20 protein-coding genes are annotated in these 18,471 nt (G+C 67.0%); 10 read left to right on the top strand and 10 right to left on the bottom strand.

Going from position 1 to position 18,471, the window contains the following annotated elements:
- Positions 1 to 11: 11 nt before the first annotated feature.
- Positions 12 to 989: an FAD binding domain-containing protein gene (locus PPZ50_RS00220; protein ID WP_066690712.1), complete on the bottom strand. Its 978-nt coding sequence runs from the start codon at positions 987 to 989 to the stop codon at positions 12 to 14.
- The gene (locus PPZ50_RS00215; RefSeq protein ID WP_084401588.1) at positions 986 to 1,495 is read right to left on the bottom strand and encodes a 2Fe-2S iron-sulfur cluster-binding protein; all 510 of its coding nucleotides are present in this window, start codon (positions 1,493 to 1,495) and stop codon (positions 986 to 988) included. Before PPZ50_RS00215 ends, PPZ50_RS00220 begins: the two co-directional genes overlap by 4 nt.
- 88 nt (positions 1,496 to 1,583) lie before the next feature.
- On the opposite strand from PPZ50_RS00215, the gene PPZ50_RS00210 reads away from it, so the two are divergent.
- Together PPZ50_RS00210 and PPZ50_RS00205 are read left to right on the top strand one after the other, a co-directional pair.
- Entirely contained in the window at positions 1,584 to 2,594 is a 1,011-nt protein-coding gene (locus PPZ50_RS00210) for a glycerophosphodiester phosphodiesterase (RefSeq protein WP_066690903.1), read from the top strand.
- Positions 2,595 to 2,607: 13 nt separating this feature from the next.
- Positions 2,608 to 2,856 (top strand): hypothetical protein, encoded by a 249-nt coding sequence (locus PPZ50_RS00205; RefSeq protein WP_066690710.1) that lies wholly within the window; start codon positions 2,608 to 2,610, stop codon positions 2,854 to 2,856.
- A gap of 144 nt (positions 2,857 to 3,000) precedes the next feature.
- Here the strand turns inward: PPZ50_RS00205 and PPZ50_RS00200 are convergent, their stop codons facing one another.
- Entirely contained in the window at positions 3,001 to 3,717 is a 717-nt protein-coding gene (locus PPZ50_RS00200; RefSeq protein WP_232307968.1) for an esterase/lipase family protein, read from the bottom strand.
- Entirely contained in the window at positions 3,708 to 4,340 is a 633-nt protein-coding gene (locus tag PPZ50_RS00195) for a TIGR02117 family protein (RefSeq protein ID WP_232307967.1), read from the bottom strand. Before PPZ50_RS00195 ends, PPZ50_RS00200 begins: the two co-directional genes overlap by 10 nt.
- 48 nt (positions 4,341 to 4,388) lie before the next feature.
- On the opposite strand from PPZ50_RS00195, the gene phhA reads away from it, so the two are divergent.
- Positions 4,389 to 5,255, top strand: coding sequence for a phenylalanine 4-monooxygenase (gene phhA / locus PPZ50_RS00190; RefSeq protein ID WP_066690704.1), 867 nt, complete (start codon positions 4,389 to 4,391; stop codon positions 5,253 to 5,255).
- A 29-nt stretch (positions 5,256 to 5,284) separates the two neighbouring features.
- Here the strand turns inward: phhA and PPZ50_RS00185 are convergent, their stop codons facing one another.
- Together PPZ50_RS00185 and PPZ50_RS18975 are read right to left on the bottom strand one after the other, a co-directional pair.
- Complete coding sequence (locus PPZ50_RS00185) at positions 5,285 to 6,220, bottom strand: 50S ribosomal protein L11 methyltransferase (protein ID WP_066690702.1); 936 nt, start codon at positions 6,218 to 6,220, stop codon at positions 5,285 to 5,287.
- Between the two features lie 184 nt (positions 6,221 to 6,404).
- A complete protein-coding gene (locus PPZ50_RS18975) occupies positions 6,405 to 7,754 on the bottom strand; it encodes a methyl-accepting chemotaxis protein (RefSeq protein WP_232307966.1) in 1,350 nt (449 codons plus the stop codon).
- A 314-nt stretch (positions 7,755 to 8,068) separates the two neighbouring features.
- Between PPZ50_RS18975 and sdhC the strand changes: the two genes are divergently transcribed.
- The 6 genes from sdhC (at position 8,069) to PPZ50_RS00150 (ending at position 13,399) form a co-directional block, all read left to right on the top strand.
- Positions 8,069 to 8,410: a succinate dehydrogenase, cytochrome b556 subunit gene (gene sdhC, locus PPZ50_RS00175; RefSeq protein WP_336314564.1), complete on the top strand. Its 342-nt coding sequence runs from the start codon at positions 8,069 to 8,071 to the stop codon at positions 8,408 to 8,410.
- On the top strand, positions 8,410 to 8,796 hold the full coding sequence (sdhD, locus tag PPZ50_RS00170; RefSeq protein ID WP_066690698.1) for a succinate dehydrogenase, hydrophobic membrane anchor protein: 387 nt from the start codon (positions 8,410 to 8,412) through the stop codon (positions 8,794 to 8,796). Before sdhC ends, sdhD begins: the two co-directional genes overlap by 1 nt.
- Positions 8,796 to 10,613 (top strand): succinate dehydrogenase flavoprotein subunit, encoded by a 1,818-nt coding sequence (sdhA, locus tag PPZ50_RS00165; RefSeq protein WP_272815639.1) that lies wholly within the window; start codon positions 8,796 to 8,798, stop codon positions 10,611 to 10,613. The genes sdhD and sdhA overlap by 1 nt, the downstream gene beginning before the upstream one ends.
- A gap of 519 nt (positions 10,614 to 11,132) precedes the next feature.
- Positions 11,133 to 11,702 (top strand): ATP-dependent Clp protease proteolytic subunit, encoded by a 570-nt coding sequence (locus PPZ50_RS00160; RefSeq protein WP_066690692.1) that lies wholly within the window; start codon positions 11,133 to 11,135, stop codon positions 11,700 to 11,702.
- Between the two features lie 154 nt (positions 11,703 to 11,856).
- Positions 11,857 to 12,765: an XdhC family protein gene (locus PPZ50_RS00155; protein ID WP_066690689.1), complete on the top strand. Its 909-nt coding sequence runs from the start codon at positions 11,857 to 11,859 to the stop codon at positions 12,763 to 12,765.
- Entirely contained in the window at positions 12,755 to 13,399 is a 645-nt protein-coding gene (locus PPZ50_RS00150) for a nucleotidyltransferase family protein (RefSeq protein ID WP_066690686.1), read from the top strand. The genes PPZ50_RS00155 and PPZ50_RS00150 overlap by 11 nt, the downstream gene beginning before the upstream one ends.
- A 452-nt stretch (positions 13,400 to 13,851) precedes the next feature.
- Here the strand turns inward: PPZ50_RS00150 and PPZ50_RS00145 are convergent, their stop codons facing one another.
- The 4 genes from PPZ50_RS00145 to PPZ50_RS00130 form a co-directional block, all read right to left on the bottom strand.
- Positions 13,852 to 15,231: a UdgX family uracil-DNA binding protein gene (locus tag PPZ50_RS00145; protein ID WP_272815638.1), complete on the bottom strand. Its 1,380-nt coding sequence runs from the start codon at positions 15,229 to 15,231 to the stop codon at positions 13,852 to 13,854.
- Between the two features lie 268 nt (positions 15,232 to 15,499).
- Positions 15,500 to 15,976: a hemerythrin domain-containing protein gene (locus PPZ50_RS00140; protein ID WP_272815637.1), complete on the bottom strand. Its 477-nt coding sequence runs from the start codon at positions 15,974 to 15,976 to the stop codon at positions 15,500 to 15,502.
- 183 nt (positions 15,977 to 16,159) lie between these two features.
- A complete protein-coding gene (locus PPZ50_RS00135) occupies positions 16,160 to 17,407 on the bottom strand; it encodes a putative DNA modification/repair radical SAM protein (protein ID WP_272815636.1) in 1,248 nt (415 codons plus the stop codon).
- A 42-nt stretch (positions 17,408 to 17,449) separates the two neighbouring features.
- On the bottom strand, positions 17,450 to 17,890 hold the full coding sequence (locus PPZ50_RS00130) for a MarR family winged helix-turn-helix transcriptional regulator (RefSeq protein ID WP_066690674.1): 441 nt from the start codon (positions 17,888 to 17,890) through the stop codon (positions 17,450 to 17,452).
- A 101-nt stretch (positions 17,891 to 17,991) separates the two neighbouring features.
- On the opposite strand from PPZ50_RS00130, the gene PPZ50_RS00125 reads away from it, so the two are divergent.
- Entirely contained in the window at positions 17,992 to 18,417 is a 426-nt protein-coding gene (locus PPZ50_RS00125; protein ID WP_066690672.1) for an organic hydroperoxide resistance protein, read from the top strand.
- Positions 18,418 to 18,471: the final 54 nt, after the last annotated feature.

The following is an 18,471-nucleotide window of genomic DNA, read 5'->3' as shown; positions in this document are numbered from 1 at the left end:
TGCGTTCTGGGTCATGCGGTCAGCTCCCGCAGCGTCGCGATCAGCGTGCGCCGGGTCAGAGGAATCTTGAAGTCGTTGCAGCCGTAGCCTTTCGCGTCGCGCAGCAGCACGTCGGCGGCCTCCGCGAACAGTGCGTCCGACGGCGCCTGCCCGACCAGCACCCGCTCGACCGCTTCGTCGCGCCACGGCATCGGCCCCAGGCCGCCGAAGGCGAGTTGGGCCGAAGTGATCTTGCCGTTCCCGACCGCCACGATCCCGGCGACCGACACGAGGGCGAAGGCATAAGACGCCCGGTCACGCACCTTGCGATAGGTCTGCCTGCCCTCGGGAGCCGGCGGCAGTTCGATATGGGTGATCAACTCGCCCTGCCGCAGCACATTCTCGACATCGGGCGTGTCGCCGGGCAGGCGGTAGAAATCGCCGATCGCGATCCTTCGCTTTTCGCCATCGCCGCCCAGCGTCACGATCGTCGCGTCGAGCGCGCGCATCGCGACGCCCATGTCGCTGGGATGGGTCGCGATGCAATGCTCGCTGGTACCCAGCACCGCGAGGATGCGGTTGAAGCCTTCCTTCGCGTCGCAACCCGATCCCGGCACCCGCTTGTTACAGCGCGCCGCCGTCTCGTAGAAATAATAGCAGCGGGTCCGTTGCAGCAGGTTGCCGCCGGTCGATGCCTTGTTGCGCAACTGCCCCGACGCGCCGGCCAGCAGCGCGCGGCTGAGCACTTCATAGCGTTCGCGAATGATCGGATCGGCCGCCAGGTCGGAATTGGGCACCAGCGCGCCGATGCGGATGCCGCCGCCATCCATCTCCTCGATCCGGTCGAGCGGCAACCGGCTGATATCGACCAGCCGTGCGGGCGTCTCGATCTGCAATTTCATCAGGTCGAGCAGGTTGGTCCCGCCCGCGATGAATTTCGTGTCGCTGATCCCGCCTTCGCGGACCGCGGCTTCGGCGCTGTCCGCCTTGGCATAGTTGAACAACTTCATGCCGCCGTCTCCACCTCGGCATCGGCAACCTCGCGGATCGCATCAACGATGTTGGGATAGGCCGAACAACGGCACAGATTGCCGCTCATCCGCTCGCGGATTTCGTCGTCGGTGAAATCGGGATCGTCGAGGTCCGCGCTGACATGGCTCGGCCAACCCTTCTTTACCTCGTCCAGCATGCCGACCGCCGAACAGATCTGCCCCGGCGTGCAGTATCCGCACTGGAACCCGTCATGCTTGACGAACGCGGCCTGCAGCGGATGCAGGTCCTCGGGCGTGCCCAGCCCCTCGATCGTCACGATGTCGTCATCCTGATGCATCACGGCGAGCGTGAGGCAGGCATTGATGCGGCGGCCGTTCACCAGCACGGTGCACGCCCCGCATTGGCCATGATCGCAGCCCTTCTTGCTGCCGGTGAGCGAGAGATGTTCGCGCAGCAGGTCGAGCAAGGAGGTGCGGATGTCCGCCTCCGCCTGATACGGCTGTCCGTTGATGGTGAATTGCATGAGGGCGCGCTCCGTTGGTCGTCAGGGCTAACGTTCGCCAACCAAAGGGTTTCCTGTTGCGAGAGGGTCGCAGATGTTGGGGTTGGTGATGGCGGGAATTCTGGGGGCGACGATGGTGACGGCAGAGGCTCCGCTCGACAGGACGCCGATCGTGATCGCCCATCGCGGCGCCAGCGGATCGCGCCCCGAACATACGCTCGCCGCCTATGAACTGGCGATCGAACAGGGGGCGGACTTCATCGAACCCGACCTCGTGCTGACGAAGGACAATGTGTTCGTCGCCCGGCACGAGAACGAGATTTCGGAAACTACCGACGTCGCCGAGCATCCTGAATTCGCCACTCGCCGCACGACCAAGACTATCGACGGCGTGGCGATGACCGGCTGGTTCACCGAGGATTTCACCCTCGCCGAACTGCGCACGCTGCGCGCGAAGGAACGCCTGCCGCTGCTGCGTCCCGACAACAAGGCTTATGACGGCCGGCAACCGGTGCCGACCCTCGCCGAGGTCATTGCGCTGGCCAAGCGTGCCACCGCCGCGACCGGCCGTACCATCGGCATCTACCCAGAAACCAAGCACCCGACCTATTTCGCCTTGATCGGCCATCCGATGGAGGCGCGGCTGGTCGCCGAACTGCGCGCCGCCGGCTGGGACAGCGCCACGGCGCCGGTGTTCATCCAGTCGTTCGAGGTGAACAACCTCAAGGCGCTGAAGAAACTGACCAAAATCCGCCTGATCCAGCTGATGAACGACACCGGCGGCCCGGCCGATCATCCGGTCGACGATTATGCGACGATGGCGACCCCGGCGGGGTTGAAGGCGGTGGCGACCTATGCCTGGGGCATCGGCCCGAACAAGGTCATGATCGCGGGCGGCAAGCCGCTGGTCCGCGACGCCCATGCGGCGGGCCTGCGCGTCCATCCCTGGACGTACCGCGCCGAGAATATCTTCTTGCCCGAAGCGTATCGCGTGCCGGGCGATCCCGCGACGCACGGCCGGATCGGGCAGGAGATCGCCGATGCGGTCGCGGCGGGCGTCGATGGTTTCTTCACCGATTACCCGCTAATCGGGGCGCAGATACGCGACAAACCCTATTGAGGATTCGGAACCGATGCGACTGGCGTGGATGGTGTTGGCGGTAGCGCCGCTGACCGGTGGGTGCGTCAGCACGGTATGGGACGTCGCGACCGCTCCGGTCCGCGCCGGCGCGCAGGTGATCGACTGGACCACCACCAGCCAGTCGGAAGCCGACCGCAATTACGGCCGCAAGATGCGCAAGAAGGAAGCCCGCGAGGGCCGCGAAATGCGCAAGGAAGAAGCGCGGCGTCGGCGGGAGGAACGACGCCGCAACGACGATTGAGCGGTCACCGAGAATCGGCGCTCGTCCCAAACGTCACCCCAGCGCAGGCTGGGGTCTCTCGCGGATCCTGTCCCGCCCGATAACCGGGAGACCCCAGCCTGCGCTGGGGTGACGTCCGTGGCGGGGTATGACGAACAGCAAATCCTACCGATTCCCCGCCAGCGCCATCGCCACCGCGCGCAGCACGATCAGCCGGGTCTGCACGCCATAATGGCTGCTCACCACCTCGACCGCGCGGCATCCCGGTTCACCCGGCGCATGACAGCCAAGGCCATTAACCAGCCCGTCGCTGGCGCTCCAGATCGCGGTGGCGGGAACCGGCAGCGGCCGGCGCACTTCGTCGGCCAGCGCCAACACGGCGGGGTCGTCGACCGATTCGCCGCTGATCCATTCGTACAGCCGCCACACCCGCGTCGATCGCGCCGGCCCGGCATAGGGGCTGGCGACCGTCACCACCTGTTCGATCAGATCGGGCCGGCGATGCGCGACCAGCCGCGCCATGATCCCCCCCATGCTGACCCCGACCATCGCCACCGGCCGACCGGCCACCTGTGCCAGAGCATCGACCCGGTCGATCAGCGCGCTCGCATCCGTCCCGATACTGCGCTGCCCGAAATTGCGACCCAATCCCCAGCCGGATGGCGCGTGGCCCAAGTCGCGCAGATAGCGCGCCATGATCGTCATCGACCGGTCACTGTTGAACAGGCCGGGCAGCAGCATCACCGGCTCTCCGGAGGCACGCGGCACCCCCGCCAACGCCTGCCGCCACCGGAACGGCACGCCGGCCAGTGCCAGCGCGGCGCGCGGCGTCTCGATCAGGAACTGGCCGAGCGGGGGCGGGGGCAGGGTTTCTACAGCCACGCCGTCACCGTCACCGGAAACGGCGTCCACCGCCCCATCGGCACGCCCGCCGCGCGCAGCATCCGCCCGGTCCACGAATTGCACGTCTCGACCGCACTATAGCGCCCCCGCGCGACGTAGAAGGCATCGGACGGGCCATAGCCATGCACCGGGTCGGTCCGCGCGGCAAAGCTCGCGCGGATCGCGGCCACCAGCCGGCGATATTGGTCGGGCGTCAGCATCACCGGATAAACGCCCGGCTCGCCTACCGGCTCCGGCAGGTGCCCGACATGCATCACGACCGCATCGCTGCCGATCGCGGCGGCGGCGATGGTCGCGGGCCGGACATCGGCCCAGCTCGGCGTGCCGAGATAAAAGGCGCGGTCGCCCCAGCCGATCGACAGCCACCCATGGCCGGTATAGCGCGGATCGGCCAGATCGCCTGCCCGTACCAGATCGTCGAACCCCATGCCCGCGGCATGCTTGGGCAGGACGATGCCGGTATGGATGCCGTTATCCTCGACATAGATGCGGATGCCCTGCGCCGGCGGTGCCTGTCCGCCCGCCGGGATCGCCCCGCCGACCAGCCCGGCGAACAGGTACAGCAGCAGGGTCAGCACGACCGCGCCCACCATACCAGCCATTCGGCGCAGCCATTTCCGTCGCATCGTTTCCCATGCTACTATTTGCGGATGGCAAGCGAAACCCATGTACTCGACCGCCCGCCCGCCGGGGCCAATGCCGACTGGACGATCCCGCAGCGCTGGGACGCCTATAGCGCCGAAGACCATGCGACGTGGGACACGCTCTATGCGCGGCAGATGAAGTTGCTGCCCGGTCGTGCGTCGGACGCGTTCCTGCGCGGGCTCGATGCGCTCAAGCTGTCCGAATCGGGCATCCCCGATTTCGAGGAACTGTCCGACCGGCTGGAGGCGCTGACCGGCTGGCGGGTGGTCGCGGTGCCCGGGCTGGTGCCCGACGACGTCTTCTTCACCCACATGGCCAATCGCCGCTTCGTCGCCGGCAACTTCATCCGCCGCCCCGACCAGCTCGATTACCTGCAGGAACCCGACGTCTTCCACGACGTGTTCGGCCATGTGCCGATGCTCGCCGACCCGGTCTTCGCCGACTATCTGGCCGCCTATGGCCGCGGCGGCCTGCGCGCGCTCGAACTCGGCTCGCTCAAGCAGTTGGCGCGGCTCTACTGGTACACGGTCGAATTCGGGCTGGTGCAGGAGCCGGAGGGCCTGCGCATCTATGGCGCCGGCATCGTGTCGAGCGCGTCGGAGACCCGCTTCTCGCTCGACGATCCCAGCCCCAACCGGATCATGCTCGACCTCGCCCGCGTGATGCGCACCGATTACCGGATCGACGATTTCCAGCAGACCTATTTCGTCATCCCCAGCTTCGACGAACTGCTGCGCCTGACCGTCGAGACCGACTTCGCGCCGGTCTACGAAGCGATCCGCGAGGAGCAGGAGATTGCGGTGGATGAGGTGCTACCGAAGGATGACGTCGTCACCGAAGGCACGCAGCACTACGCCCGGTCGAAGGCCTGAAAGCTCCTCCCCGCTGCGCGGGGAGGATCTCACAAATCCAACGCCCACCCGTCGCGGCCCTTGGGATCGATCGGCGCGGTCGGCACGAACCGCTCGGCCCCGGCGGTCAGCCGCAGCACGCTCCAGTCGCCCCGCCGGTCGACGTCCTCCAGCGAACAGCCGCACGCCGCATAGGCCGCGACCACATCCGCGCGCTGCGTCTCCAGCAACCCGGCCAGCACGATCGTCGCGTGGGCGGCGGCGATCGCCGCCACTTCCGGCGCCATCGACATCAGCGGCCCGGCAAGGATGTTGGCGATCAACAGGTCGTACGGCGCCGCCGCGGTGATATCGTCGGACAGCGCGCCATCGGCCACCACCAGTTCGACCCGATCGACCGCGTTCAGCGTCGCATTCACCGCGGTCACGTCGATCGCGACGGGATCGATATCGGTCGCGATCACCCGCGCCGTCGGCCACAGCTCGCGCGCGGCAAAGGCGAGCAGGCCGGTCCCGGTGCCCAGGTCGATGACGTTCCGGAAATCCCGGTCCGCCATCCGGTCGAGCATCGCCAGGCACCCGCTGGTCGTCTCGTGGTGCCCGGTCCCGAACGCCCGTCCGGCATCGATCAAAAACGCCCGCGCGCCCGCCGGCACCGCATCGGCATAGGCGGCGGTATGGACGAAGAAGCGCCCGACATGCAGCGGCTCCAGCCCCGCCTGGCTCATCGTCACCCAATCCTCGTCGCCCAGCGCCTCGACCTGCGGTGGCGTGCCCGCCGCACTCGGCACCAGCGCGGCGATCGCGGCGATGGCGGCATCGTCCGGCTCGGCCTCGAAATAGGCGTCCAGCCGCCACGTCTCGGTATCGTCCTCGACCGTCTCGGTGGTCATCAGCACCGGCGCGGGATCGATGCCGAAATCCTCGGCTGCATCGATCGTCTCCGCCTCGGCGCGGGTGCAGGGGAGGGTGAGTTTCCAGCTCATCGTGCGGGAGCCGTCAGGGTCGGGGATGCCATGGCCGCGCGGTGTAGGCGCGGGCGCGGGGACATTCAATGCGCGGCCCGATCAAGGCAACATCCCCCGGACTTGATCCGGGGTCCCGCTCCTGTTGGTGCTGTCCGTAGGAGGCGGAACCCCGGACCAGGTCCGGGGGCAGGGGGTGCCGCGCTTACGCGGCGACCTTGCTGATGAACTCGACGGTGCTCGCCTTGAGCGAGCCCAGCTCGCCGTCCAGCAAGAAGAAGCCGTCGCCGACCCGGTCGATTTCCGACGCCACCGTTTCGGTATCCTCGCGGATCGCGGCGATGGTCGACGACATCGAATCGGCGGCCAGCGCGGTTTCGTCGACCGCGGCGGTGATCGCGGTCACGGTCTGCGCCTGCACCTCCATCGCGCTGCGGATGCGGTTGGCGCTTTCCTGCACTTCGGTCACGGTCGAGCGGATCGATGCGTTGGTCTCGACCGTCGAGCGCGTGGCCGCCTGGATCGCGGCGATCTTGGCGGCGATGTCGTCGGTCGCGCGGGCGGTCTGGCTGGCGAGGCTCTTCACCTCCTGCGCCACCACCGCAAAGCCGCGGCCGGCATCACCCGCGCGGGCGGCCTCGATCGTGGCGTTGAGCGCCAGCAGGTTGGTCTGCCCGGCAATGTCGCGGATCAGCCCCAGGATCGATTCGATCGACTTGGCATGGTCCGACAGCGCTTCCGACATGCCGACGGCGGTGCCGGCCTGTTCCGACGCGCGGGTGGCGATCTCGGCGGCGGCCTCGACCTCCATCCGCGCATCCTCGATCGCGCGGATCAGCCCGGCGGAGGTGGCGGCGGCTTCGCGCATCGCGACCGCCGACTGTTCGGCGGCGGCGGCGACTTCGGACGCCTTGCCCAGCATGCCGCGGACATTGGCCGAAGACCGGCTGGCATGGATGCGCAGCGTGTCGCTCTCGCGGCTCGCCCGCTCGACCGTCGCGCCGATATTGTCGCGGAACTCATGCGCCAGCTGGTCGCGCGATTCCTGCAGATCGTATTGGAGATAGGCGTTGAACAGCGACACGAACACTTCGGATTCCAGCGACCGCAGCCGGAACAGCAGCTCGGCGGCATAGCGGAACGCGGCTTCGTCCTCGATCCCGCGACGCAGCACGTCCAGCAGCGTGCGCGCGCCGGCATCGCCCATCGACAGGATCGCGGTCAGCGTGACGTCGGCGGCGAATGCGCTGGCGACGGTCCGCTCGCACGATTCTACCCAGGCCAGGCCGGTCAGGTTGGTGAAGCGGTTGCGCAGATAGGCGACGCCCAGCTCGATCATCCGGTCGTAGTTGCGGTGCATGCTGTTCGCCCCGCCGACCTTTTGCGACTGCTGGAAATGCGCGGCGGCGACTTCTCGGGCATGCGGTTCGATGATGGTCCACAGCTCGCGCGCGGCGGCCACGTCTTCGGCGGAAATGTTGAACAGGTGCAGGCGCTCTTGCAGATCGATCGTCCGGCTCACGCTTTCCGGTGCCGGCAGCTTCCTGGTCCCCACGATTCGCTTCCCCTGTTCGCTGGCGCCCGCAACTGGCACGGCGGACCCCTGTAGCTGCCGGGGGTAACGTGCAGGCGTTAACAGTCGGTTGACCACGGGTCGGGCGTCGTTCGCGCAATGCCGGGGCCGGCCCTTTCGTGCATGCAGACTTGCATCGGCGGGGCGGGTGCGTAGATAGGCCACAATCGCTGGAAATCCGCATCCGCCCGACGTGGCTGCGCGCGCTGCTTTGAGGAATGTCCGACTTGGCCATGGTCCGCCCGAAAAACCGCCCCGTTTCGCCCCATCTCCAGGTCTGGCGCTGGGGGCCGAACATGCTGGTGTCGATCCTGCACCGCGCGACCGGCGTCGCCATGGGCACGGTTGGCCTCGCGCTGTTCGTGTGGTGGCTGGCCGCGCTGTCGGGTGGCGAGGACAGCTATGCCCGCTTCCTGTCGTGGTTCACCGGTCCGTTCGCGCCCATCGGCTATCTGGTCGGCATCGGTCTCAGCTTCGCGCTGTTCCAGCATATCGGCAACGGCGTGCGTCATTTCTTCATGGATATCGGCGCGAATTTCGAACTGAAGGGCAACCGGCAGAGCGCGGTCGCGACGATCGTGTTCGCCGCCTGCGCGACTGCCGCGCTGTGGGCCTGGCTGCTGGTGGGGAAGCACTGATGGGTAACGGAACCAGCATCGGCCGCGTGCGCGGCCTGGGATCGGCCAAGGCCGGCGCGCATCATTTCTGGCATCAGCGGCTGACGGCGGTCTCGAACCTCGTCCTCATGCTGTGGTTCGTGCTCTCGCTCGCGCTGCTGCCCGCCTATGATTACGACACCGTCTATGCGTGGGTGTCGTCGGCATGGGGCGCGGTGCCGCTGATCCTGCTCGCCACCTCGGTCTTCTACCATGCCAAGATGGGCCTGCAGACCGTGATCGAGGATTATCAGCATGACGAAACGCGCGTCGTCGCGCTGATCGCGCTGAACCTCGTCTATGGCGCGGGATGGCTGCTCGCCGCCTTCTCGATCCTCCGCATCGCTTTCACCGGGACGCCCGCATAATGGCCACCGACGCTTACAAGATCATCGACCACACCTATGACGCGATCGTCGTGGGCGCGGGCGGTTCCGGCCTTCGCGCCACCATGGGCATCGCCGAAGCCGGCCTGAAGACCGCCTGCATCACCAAGGTGTTTCCGACGCGGTCGCACACCGTCGCCGCGCAGGGCGGCATCGCCGCCAGCCTCGGCAACAACTCGCCCGACCACTGGTCGTGGCACATGTACGACACGGTCAAGGGCTCCGACTGGCTCGGCGACCAGGACGCGATCGAGTATATGGTCCGCGAGGCGCCCGCTGCGGTCATCGAGCTGGAACATGCCGGCGTGCCGTTCAGCCGCAACGAGGACGGGACGATCTACCAGCGTCCGTTCGGCGGCCATATGCAGAATATGGGCGAAGGCCCCCCGGTGCAGCGCACCTGCGCCGCCGCCGACCGTACCGGCCACGCCATGCTCCACGCGCTGTACCAGCAGTCGCTGAAGTATGACGCCGACTTCTTCATCGAATATTTCGCGCTCGACCTGATCATGGAGGACACGCCCGAGGGCAAGGTCTGCCGCGGCGTGATCGCGCTGTGCATGGAAGACGGGTCGATCCACCGCTTCCGCGCGCATTCGGTGGTGCTGGCGACCGGCGGCTATGGCCGCTGCTATTTCTCGGCGACTTCCGCGCATAGCTGCACCGGCGACGGCGGCGGCATGGTGCTGCGCGCCGGCCTGCCACTGCAGGACATGGAATTCGTCCAGTTCCACCCGACCGGCATCTATGGCGCGGGCGTCCTTATCACCGAGGGCGCGCGTGGCGAGGGCGGCTATCTGACCAACAAGGATGGCGAGCGGTTCATGGAACGCTACGCCCCCTCGGCCAAGGACCTTGCCTCGCGCGACGTCGTCAGCCGGTCGATGGCGATGGAGATGCGCGAAGGGCGCGGCGTCGGCAAGGACGGCGACCATATCTTCCTGCACCTCGACCATATCGATCCCAAGGTGCTGGCCGAACGCCTGCCGGGCATCACCGAAACCGGCAAGATCTTCGCCGGTGTCGACCTGACCCGCCAGCCGCTGCCGGTGACGCCGACGGTCCATTACAATATGGGCGGCATCCCGTGTAACTATCACGGCGAAGTCGTGACCATCAAGGACGGCAACCCCGACGCGGTCGTGCCCGGCCTGTTCGCGGTCGGCGAAGCGGCCTGCGTGTCGGTGCACGGCGCCAACCGCCTCGGCTCCAACTCGCTGATCGATCTGGTCGTGTTCGGCCGTGCGACGGGTCTGCGGCTCAAGGAAACCCTGAAGCCCAACACCCCGCACAAGCCGCTGCCGGAAGGATCGGCCGACCTGGCGCTCGCTCGCCTCGACAAGTTCCGCAACGCGAGCGGCAGCAAGCCGACCGCGCAGATCCGCCTCGACATGCAGAAGACGATGCAGAAGCACTGCGCCGTGTTCCGCGACGACGCGCTGCTGAACGAAGGCGTGACGATGATGGAGGATATCTATCGCTCGTTCGCCGACGTGCACGTCACCGACAACTCGCTGATCTGGAACACCGATCTGGTCGAGACGCTCGAGCTTGACAATCTGCTGGCGCAGGCGATGGTGACGATCAAGTCGGCGCAGAACCGCAAGGAAAGCCGCGGCGCGCACGTGAACGAGGATTTCCCCGACCGCGACGACGCCAACTGGATGAAGCACACCATCGCGACCTTCGACGGCTGGGGCGGCACGCTCGGCACCACCGCGATCGATTATCGCCCGGTGCACGACTATACGCTGACCGACGAGATCGAATATATCAAGCCGAAGAAGCGGGTGTACTGAGCCTGTTTTCAAACGGTTGAGGGAAGGGCGATCGGTGCGGACCGGTCGCCCTTTTTGATTCACGCGAAGGCGCGAAGAAGAGTTGGAGTTTCGCGAAGGCACAAAGGACGCAGAAGATAGGGGTTCGCGCGGAGGCGCGGAGATGCGGAGGGTTCCGCAAGCGGAGCGGTCGCGACCCGACGCCAACCTGCCCACCCCCGTCACCCCGGGCTTGACCCGGGGTCCCGCTTCTTCTTCTGTTCGACGGGGTTAAGCAGCGGGACCCCGGATCAAGTCCGGGGTGACGATGGGGAGAGGTAACGCTCCTCGCGCCAGCGAGCCTCTCTCCATCTCTCCCCACGAACCCGAATGCCGCAACGACACGGCCCGCCCGCCAGACACGAAACCCCTCCGCGTCTCCGCGCCTCCGCGCCTCCGCGCGAGCCTCTGAACTTTCTTCTCCCGCCAACGACCCATCCCCGGAACATAACCCCGCTCCCCCCGGTTCCGCCGCCGACCACGCCAGAGGGAACGCCCGTCATGTCCGACACCAACGTCAACGATTATCCGCTGCTCGCCCGCCCGCACATCCATCTGACCGGCCCGGTCGACCATGCGATGTACGCCAATTTCCGCGAGCAACTGTTGAACGCCCCCGCAGAAGGCCCGCTCGTCGTCTCCATCTCGACGCTCGGCGGCGATCCCGAAGTCGCCCGCGCGATGGGCGACGATATCCGCCTGCTCCGCGACTATACCGGCCGCGAGGCGCTGTTCCTCGGCAAGGTCGCGGTCTATTCCGCCGGATCGACCTTCATGTCGGCCTTCCAGGTCAACAAGCGTTTCCTGACCAAGGGCACCCGGTTGATGCTGCACGAGCGGCAGATGACCAGCACCATCGAACTGTCCGGCCCGCTGAAGATGCTGGTCGCGACGCTGAAGGCCAAGCTGCACGAGATCGAAACCTCGGTCGAGATCGAGGAAGAGGGCTTCCGCGCGATCGTCGCCGGGTCGCAGGTCCCGTTCGAGGAACTGGTCGAGAAGGCCCCGGCCAACTGGTATATCGGTGCCGAGGAAGCGAAGGAACGCGGCCTGGTGCTGGATGTGATCTGACATCTTTCCGTACCCCCGCGCAGGCGGGGGTCCAGAGCCAGGCAACGCAACGGTAGCGTTCGACGCCCTGGACCCCCGCCTGCGCGGGGGTACGACAAGGGGCAGCACCACGCCACTGGCCACGCGCCCGAAATTCCCCCATCATCGGAACATCATGGCCGACAACGACACCATCCTGACCGCCGCCCGTGACTGGGCAGGCGCGCCGCTTGCCTTGGCCACCGTCACCTCGACCTGGGGCTCCGCGCCCCGCCCGCGCGGCAGCCACATGTTGGTCCATCAGGACGGCCGTTTCGAAGGATCGGTATCGGGCGGCTGCGTCGAAAGCGACATCCTCGCCACCGCCGCCGACGTCATCGCCGGCGCGCCCTTCGCCATCAAACGCTATGGCGTGGCCGACGCCGCCGCGTGGGAAGTCGGCCTGCCCTGCGGCGGCGAGATCGAGGTCATGGTCCAGCGCGTCGACCCGGAGGGCTTCGACCCCGTGCTGTTCGACGCGATCGACGCGGCGGGCGCGGAAGGACGCGCCATCACCCTGTCGACCGATCGCACCACCGGTCGCACCAGCATCGGCGAGACGGAGGGCGCGTTCCTCAACCGCTACGACCCGCCGCGCCGCCTGCTGATCGTCGGCGCGGTACAGATCGCGCAGGCGCTGTCGGGCATGGCGCGCGAACTGGGCATCGCCACCACCGTCATCGACCCGCGCGCCCGCTTCCTGACCGAAGAGCGCTTCCCCGGCGTCACCCTCGACGATCGCTGGCCGGACGAGGCATTGCAGGCGTTGAAGCCCGATGCCGCCACTGCCGTCGTGACCCTCAGCCACGATACGAAGATCGACGACCCCGCGCTGATCGAGGCGCTGAAATCCCCCGCCGCCTATATCGGCGCGCTGGGATCGCGGCGCAGCCACGCCGCGCGGCTCGAACGCATCTCCGCTGCCGGGGCGCAGGGGCTTGAGCGGATCGACGGTCCGGTCGGGCTCGACATCGGGGCGATCGGCCCGTCCGAAATCGCGCTGTCGATCGCGGCGGCCATGGTAAGGAGCTTCCATGCGCGCTGAAGATACCGTCCTGATCCTGCTGGCGGCCGGGCGCTCGCAGCGCTTCGGCGATGCCGACAAGCTGGCGCAGGAATTCCTGCACAAGCCGGTCGCCTATCATGTCGTGACCGCGCTGGAGGCGATCCCGTTCCTCGACCGCGTCGCGGTGATCGACGGGACGAAGCTCGACTTCGCGTCGCGCGGCTATGACGTTATCGTCAACGATGACCCCGCGGCGGGCATGTCGCGCTCCGTCCAGCTCGGCCTGCGCGCGGCGCGGGCCAAGGGCGCGAAGGGCGTGGTGATCGCGCTCGCCGACATGCCGCGCATCACCGCCGCCCATGTCTATCGCCTGCTCGACACCGCCCGCGACGATGCGGACGCGGTAGTCGCGTCGAGCGACGGGACGAGGCCGTGCCCGCCGGCCGTGTTCGGCGCGGGCCGCTTCGACTTCCTCGAATCGCTCGAAGGCGATGCCGGCGCCCGCGACCTCGTCCGCGCCGGTCGCCATGTCGTAACGACGCCGGCCGAACTGATCGACATCGACACCCCCGAAGACCTCGACCGCCTGCGCGCCATCGCCGAGGCCCCGGATCAGCACGACGCGATCACCCTGCCGCAGCCTGAGCCGTGGTGGCATCCGCGCCCGGAATGATTTTCCTACAGCGGGTGCTTTAGGTAGGCTCGCGGGAATGGGTTCACACGGAGGCGGGGAGAAGAAGGAAGGATTTGATCGCGCAGAGGCGCGGAGGGCGCAGAGAGGTGGCGCTCGCCGCGACCGCGGCTCTCTATGGGGGGAGCCGAAAGAGAAGGGCTTTGCCAGACAGACTGACGCCGCCCGCTCCACAACCCCTCTTCACCCTCTGCGCCTCTGCGCGAAAAACAGCCCTTTTTTCTACTCCGCGCCGCCGCGCCTTCGCGTGAAAACGATCTTTCTCACCGTCAGCCCCCAAACGTCGCCCCAGCGAAGGCTGGGGCCTCAAGCGGCTCCTGCCGCCCCCGGTAACGGAAAAATGCCAGCCGCCGCCGGCATGACGCCCAGTTCAAACGGGAGGAATCGCTACCACCACAACAACGCGACGAGTGTGAACTTAGTGAACTTTGGCCTCACGCCATCGCCGCCGCCGCACCCTTCAAATCCTCGACGAACCGTGCAAACTCTTCTTCTGCCTGGATTTTATCGGGCAGCCGCAGCAAATAGCTCGGATGGACCGTGATCCAGCCGATCCCGCCATCGGCCAAGGTCAGCACCCGCCCGCGCTCGCGCGAGATCGTCACCGTCTTGCCGGTCAGCGACCGCGCCGCCGTCGCGCCCAGCGCCACCGTCATGCGCGGGCGGAGAATGCCGCGCTCCTGTTCGATCCACCAGCGACAGGCATCGATCTCGCCCACGCCGGGCTTGGCATGGATGCGCCGCTTGCCCCGCGGCTCGAACTTGAAATGCTTGACCGCGTTGGTGACATAGACTCGCGACCGATCGATCCCGGCTTGGGCCATCGCCCGGTCGAACATCTGCCCCGCCGGGCCCACGAAGGGGCGCCCCGCCAGATCCTCCTGGTCGCCCGGCTGTTCGCCGACGACCATCATATCGGCATCCACCGGCCCCTCGCCGAACACCGTCTGCGTCGCTGGCTTCCATAGCGGGCAGCGCTGGCAGCCCATCGCCTCGTCGCGCAGCGCCGCCCACGCCGCCTCGCTATTGCCACCGGGAGCCGCTCGTGCCGTCTCGATCATCGCCGCCTCGCGTGCCTGTGCCCCCGCGATCAGCGCCGGGACCAGCGCGGTTTCGGGCATGTTCTTCCAATATTTGCGCGGCATCTCCTTCAGCATCGCGCCCTTTTTCAGCCGGGCGGGATTGAAGATCGACGCGTAATAGGTCTTCCAGACCTCCTCGACCGGGTCGCCGTCGGGGGCGTCGGCCTTGCTGGCACCGGGCCCTTCGGACAGCGTCTCGCCGTCCCAGTGCAGCGACACTTCGGGCGTCAGGATCGACCAGCGCATCGCCGCGAACCGGTCGACGAAGAACCGGCCATTGTGGCGGACGATATGATGCTCCGGCTCGAACCACGCGACGAAGCGGGTGCCGCCCTCTTCCTCGACCTCGCGAAAGCGCAGAAAGGCGCGCATCTTGTGAATGTCGCGCCGGACCGCCTTGGCCATCTCCTCCAGCCGCCGCATCGCCGGATCGGCCTTGTCGTCGATCAGGCGGGGCTGGTCGATCAGGCGGGTGAGCATCGCATAGAGCAGCGCGAATCGCTCCGGGTCGGCGTGCATCGCCACCGTCCGCGCCAGATCGATGAACGCACGGGGCACGCGGGGGGCGGGGGCGTCGCCGGCGACGATCGCCTCGTCGCCGAACAGGTCGGTGGGCAGGTCACCGACCTGCCACACCACTTCCGCTGGGGACACGCGCTGCGCGGCGAGCGACCGGGCGGCATCGCGCCACCCGTCGAAATCATCCGCCGCCGCCAGCGCCGCGACCCGCATTAGAGCCTGAAGGCCTGGTTTTGACCCATCGGGACGGAGCCGATGCGGGTCTGTGGATAGGAGTGAGGAAGGAGCGGGGCCTTGCCCCCATGACTGACGAGCGACGCCATCACAGGCCTGCATCGGCCCGCCGCTTCGCGGTTGCCCTGCGCCGCCCGCCGGACGTCGTCGTACGGCTTGCCCGGGCAAGGTGCCCACGCTGCACGGTACTCCTTGCCGACGAACGGCGCAGGGCAACCACGACGGGTCAAAACCAGGCCTTCAGGCTCTAGTCGCGGTCGTCGCCCGCTTCCGACGTCTCGGCGATTGCCAGTTCCTTTGGCTTGCGGTCCTCGAACACCTTGGCGATGCGCGCTTCCTCGGCATCGCTCAGTTCCTCGGCGGCGGCGGGGAACATCTCTTCCTCCTCCTCGTCGATATGATGTTCGTAGCGGTGGCGCATCTCGGCGAAGCGCTCGTTCCATTCGTTGCTGCCGGCGTCCAGCTTGGCGATCTCGCCCAGATAGTCGTCGATTTCCTTATGCTCCGACACCGAATGCCGCGCCTCGTCGCGCAGGTCGGGATTGGCGAGCATCGTCGCGTACAGCGCCTCCTCCTCCGCGGCGGCATGGGCCGACACCTCGACGCGAAATTCCTCGAACAGTTCGGCACGCTCGTCGCCCGTGGCCGCGTCGATGCGCTTCAACAGGTCGCGGTGCCGGTCGTGATCGGCCTTCAGGTCGGCATAGATGCGGGCGTCGGCCATGGGAAATTCCTTTGCTGGTTCACACCGACCAACGGCGGCAATCCGCGGAGGTTTCTCTTGCGAGGGATTTTCACCGCCACCCGTCATTCCGGCGAAGGCCGGAATCCATGGACACGGAACGGCGCGCTTCTATCGATATCGGTCGCGACCATGGATCCCGGCCTCCGCCGGGATGACGGCGGTTCAGCTGAACAACTCCATCTGGTCCGCCTTTTTCGGCGCGACCACCGGCCGCAACTCCGCCCGGTCCGCCAGCACCACCGGCCGCCAGTCATCGGCGATCAGGAACGGCCGGAGCTTGGCGATCGACACGGTCAGCCGCGCGACATCGGCCAGCGCCAGCCGCCGCCAACGCCGCGCGGTCAGGATCGCGTTGACCGCCTTCACCCCCAGCCCCGGCACGCGCAGCAGCATCTCGCGCGGCGCGCGGTTCACGTCGACCGGAAAGCGATCGCGGAATTTGAGCGCCCAGGCGAGCTTGGGATCGATGTCGAGCGGGAGCATCCCCGTCGCATCGTCCGCCGCCGCGCGCACCTCGTCGGCACGATAGTCATAGAAGCGCATCAGCCAGTCCGACTGGTACAGGCGGTGCTCGCGCATCAGCGGCGGGCGTTGCAGCGGCAGGACGGCGGACGCCTCGGGGATCGGGCTGAACGCCGAATAATAGACGCGGCGCAGACCGTAGCGGTCGTACAGCGTCGACGCCTTGCCGACGATATCGCGGTCGGTCGCCGCATCGGCGCCGACGATCATCTGCGTCGACTGCCCCGCCGGCGCATATTTCGGCGCCGACTTATACCGCTTTCGCGCGTCGCGACCGTCCGCGATATCGTGCGCGACCTGGCCCATCGCCCCCTCGATCTGCGTCGCCGACTTTTCCGGCGCCAGCCGCTTCAGCCCGCCGGTGGTCGGCAGCTCCACATTGATCGACACGCGGTCGGCATAGACCCCGGCCAGATGCACCAGTTCGGGATCGGCATCGGGAATGGTCTTCAGGTGGATATAGCCGCGAAAATCGTGGTCCTCGCGCAACGACCGCGCGACCTCGACGATCTGCTCCATCGTATAGTTGGACGACCCGATGATCCCCGACGACAGGAACAGCCCCTCGATATAGTTCCGCCGATAGAAGCTGAGCGTCAGCGCCACGACCTCCTGCGCGGTAAAACGAGCACGACGGACGTTCGACGACTTGCGATTGATGCAGTAATGGCAGTCGAAGATGCAGCTGTTGGTCAGCAGGATCTTGAGCAACGAGATGCAGCGACCATCGGGCGCATAGGCGTGGCAAATGCCCATCCCCTCGGTCGACCCGATTCCCTTCCCGTCGCGCGAATGGCGCTTGGCCGTGCCCGACGACGCGCAGGACGCATCATATTTCGCGGCATCGGCAAGGATCGCCAGTTTCGCACGGGTGTCGAGCTGCGCCATATGTTCGATATATGTTCCAAGACGTTGAACGCCAAGGGGTAATCAGCCGAGCGCCGCGTCCAATGCACGGCGCAACGCGGTCACTTCGCCATTAAGCGCGATCAACCGTTCCGGCGTCATCCCGCTGCGCGCGACGACGGTTGGCGCTAAGCAGCCGCTCTCCGCCCAGCGCGCGCGCCCCGCTTCGGTCAACCGTACCAGTACCTGGCGTTCATCTTCCGGATTGCGCAGTCGGTCGACCAGCCCCGCCGCCTCCATCCGCTTGGCGAGCGGCGTGATCGTGCTCGGCTCCAGCGACAGCCGTTCGGCGATGGCGCCGATGGTCAGTCCGTCCTCCGAATCGCTCAGCGTCAGCAGGACGAGGAACTGGGGATAGGTGATCCCCATCCGGTCGAGCATCGGCTTGTAGGTCCGGTTGATCGCGATCGTCGCGGCGTAGAGCGAGAAGCAGAGCTGTTCGTCGAGGGGCAGGGGCTTGTCCATGGCGGGCATATAGCATGAATGATTGTCGCGATAAATAATACTGGACAGTCCGGCCGGGCGACGCTATTTAATTATCGCGATAAACAAATGGAGCAACCGCCATGTCGATCGACGTCAAGTACAGCACCACTGCCACCGCCACCGGGGGGCGCGAAGGCCATGCGCGCAGCGAGGACGGCCGGTTCGACGTCAAGCTGTCGACCCCGCGCGAACTGGGCGGTGCCGGCGGTGACGGCAGTAATCCGGAACAGCTGTTCGCGGCGGGCTATGCCGCGTGCTTCATCGGCGCGATGAAGGTCGCGGGGCAGCAGCTGGGGATCAAGGTCCCGAACGACGTGACCGTCACCGCGACCGTCGGCATCGGCCCGCGTTCGCTCGGTGGGTTCGGCATCACCGCCGACCTGAAGGTGGCGGTGCCCGGCGTCGATCCGCAGCAGGCGCAAGCGTTGATCGACACCGCGCACGGCATCTGCCCCTATTCGAATGCGACGCGCGGCAATGTCGATGTCGGCCTGACGCTCGCCTGATCGTTCGACAGCGGCGATCGGCTTCGCCTATGCCTTGCGCAAGTGAGGATGCGG

The organism is Sphingomonas hankookensis, from assembly GCF_028551275.1.
Taxonomy (GTDB): domain Bacteria; phylum Pseudomonadota; class Alphaproteobacteria; order Sphingomonadales; family Sphingomonadaceae; genus Sphingomonas; species Sphingomonas hankookensis_A.
The sequence above is the reverse complement of the archived record's forward strand: the minus strand, read 5'-3'. Positions and strand labels throughout refer to the sequence as shown.

Bases quoted from the DNA above. Each gene is read 5' to 3' on its own strand.
- PPZ50_RS00220 (WP_066690712.1), bottom strand. From the start codon at position 989: ATGAAGTTGTTCAACTATGCCAAGGCGGACAGCGCCGAAGCCGCGGTC.
- PPZ50_RS00215 (WP_084401588.1), bottom strand. From the start codon at position 1,495: ATGCAATTCACCATCAACGGACAGCCGTATCAGGCGGAGGCGGACATC.
- PPZ50_RS00210 (WP_066690903.1), top strand. From the start codon at position 1,584: ATGGCGGGAATTCTGGGGGCGACGATGGTGACGGCAGAGGCTCCGCTC.
- PPZ50_RS00205 (WP_066690710.1), top strand. From the start codon at position 2,608: ATGCGACTGGCGTGGATGGTGTTGGCGGTAGCGCCGCTGACCGGTGGG.
- PPZ50_RS00195 (WP_232307967.1), bottom strand. From the start codon at position 4,340: ATGGCTGGTATGGTGGGCGCGGTCGTGCTGACCCTGCTGCTGTACCTG.
- phhA (WP_066690704.1), top strand. From the start codon at position 4,389: ATGGCAAGCGAAACCCATGTACTCGACCGCCCGCCCGCCGGGGCCAAT.
- PPZ50_RS00185 (WP_066690702.1), bottom strand. From the start codon at position 6,220: ATGAGCTGGAAACTCACCCTCCCCTGCACCCGCGCCGAGGCGGAGACG.
- sdhC (WP_336314564.1), top strand. From the start codon at position 8,069: ATGCTGGTGTCGATCCTGCACCGCGCGACCGGCGTCGCCATGGGCACG.
- sdhD (WP_066690698.1), top strand. From the start codon at position 8,410: ATGGGTAACGGAACCAGCATCGGCCGCGTGCGCGGCCTGGGATCGGCC.
- sdhA (WP_272815639.1), top strand. From the start codon at position 8,796: ATGGCCACCGACGCTTACAAGATCATCGACCACACCTATGACGCGATC.
- PPZ50_RS00160 (WP_066690692.1), top strand. From the start codon at position 11,133: ATGTCCGACACCAACGTCAACGATTATCCGCTGCTCGCCCGCCCGCAC.
- PPZ50_RS00155 (WP_066690689.1), top strand. From the start codon at position 11,857: ATGGCCGACAACGACACCATCCTGACCGCCGCCCGTGACTGGGCAGGC.
- PPZ50_RS00150 (WP_066690686.1), top strand. From the start codon at position 12,755: ATGCGCGCTGAAGATACCGTCCTGATCCTGCTGGCGGCCGGGCGCTCG.
- PPZ50_RS00145 (WP_272815638.1), bottom strand. From the start codon at position 15,231: ATGCGGGTCGCGGCGCTGGCGGCGGCGGATGATTTCGACGGGTGGCGC.
- PPZ50_RS00140 (WP_272815637.1), bottom strand. From the start codon at position 15,976: ATGGCCGACGCCCGCATCTATGCCGACCTGAAGGCCGATCACGACCGG.
- PPZ50_RS00135 (WP_272815636.1), bottom strand. From the start codon at position 17,407: ATGGCGCAGCTCGACACCCGTGCGAAACTGGCGATCCTTGCCGATGCC.
- PPZ50_RS00130 (WP_066690674.1), bottom strand. From the start codon at position 17,890: ATGGACAAGCCCCTGCCCCTCGACGAACAGCTCTGCTTCTCGCTCTAC.
- PPZ50_RS00125 (WP_066690672.1), top strand. From the start codon at position 17,992: ATGTCGATCGACGTCAAGTACAGCACCACTGCCACCGCCACCGGGGGG.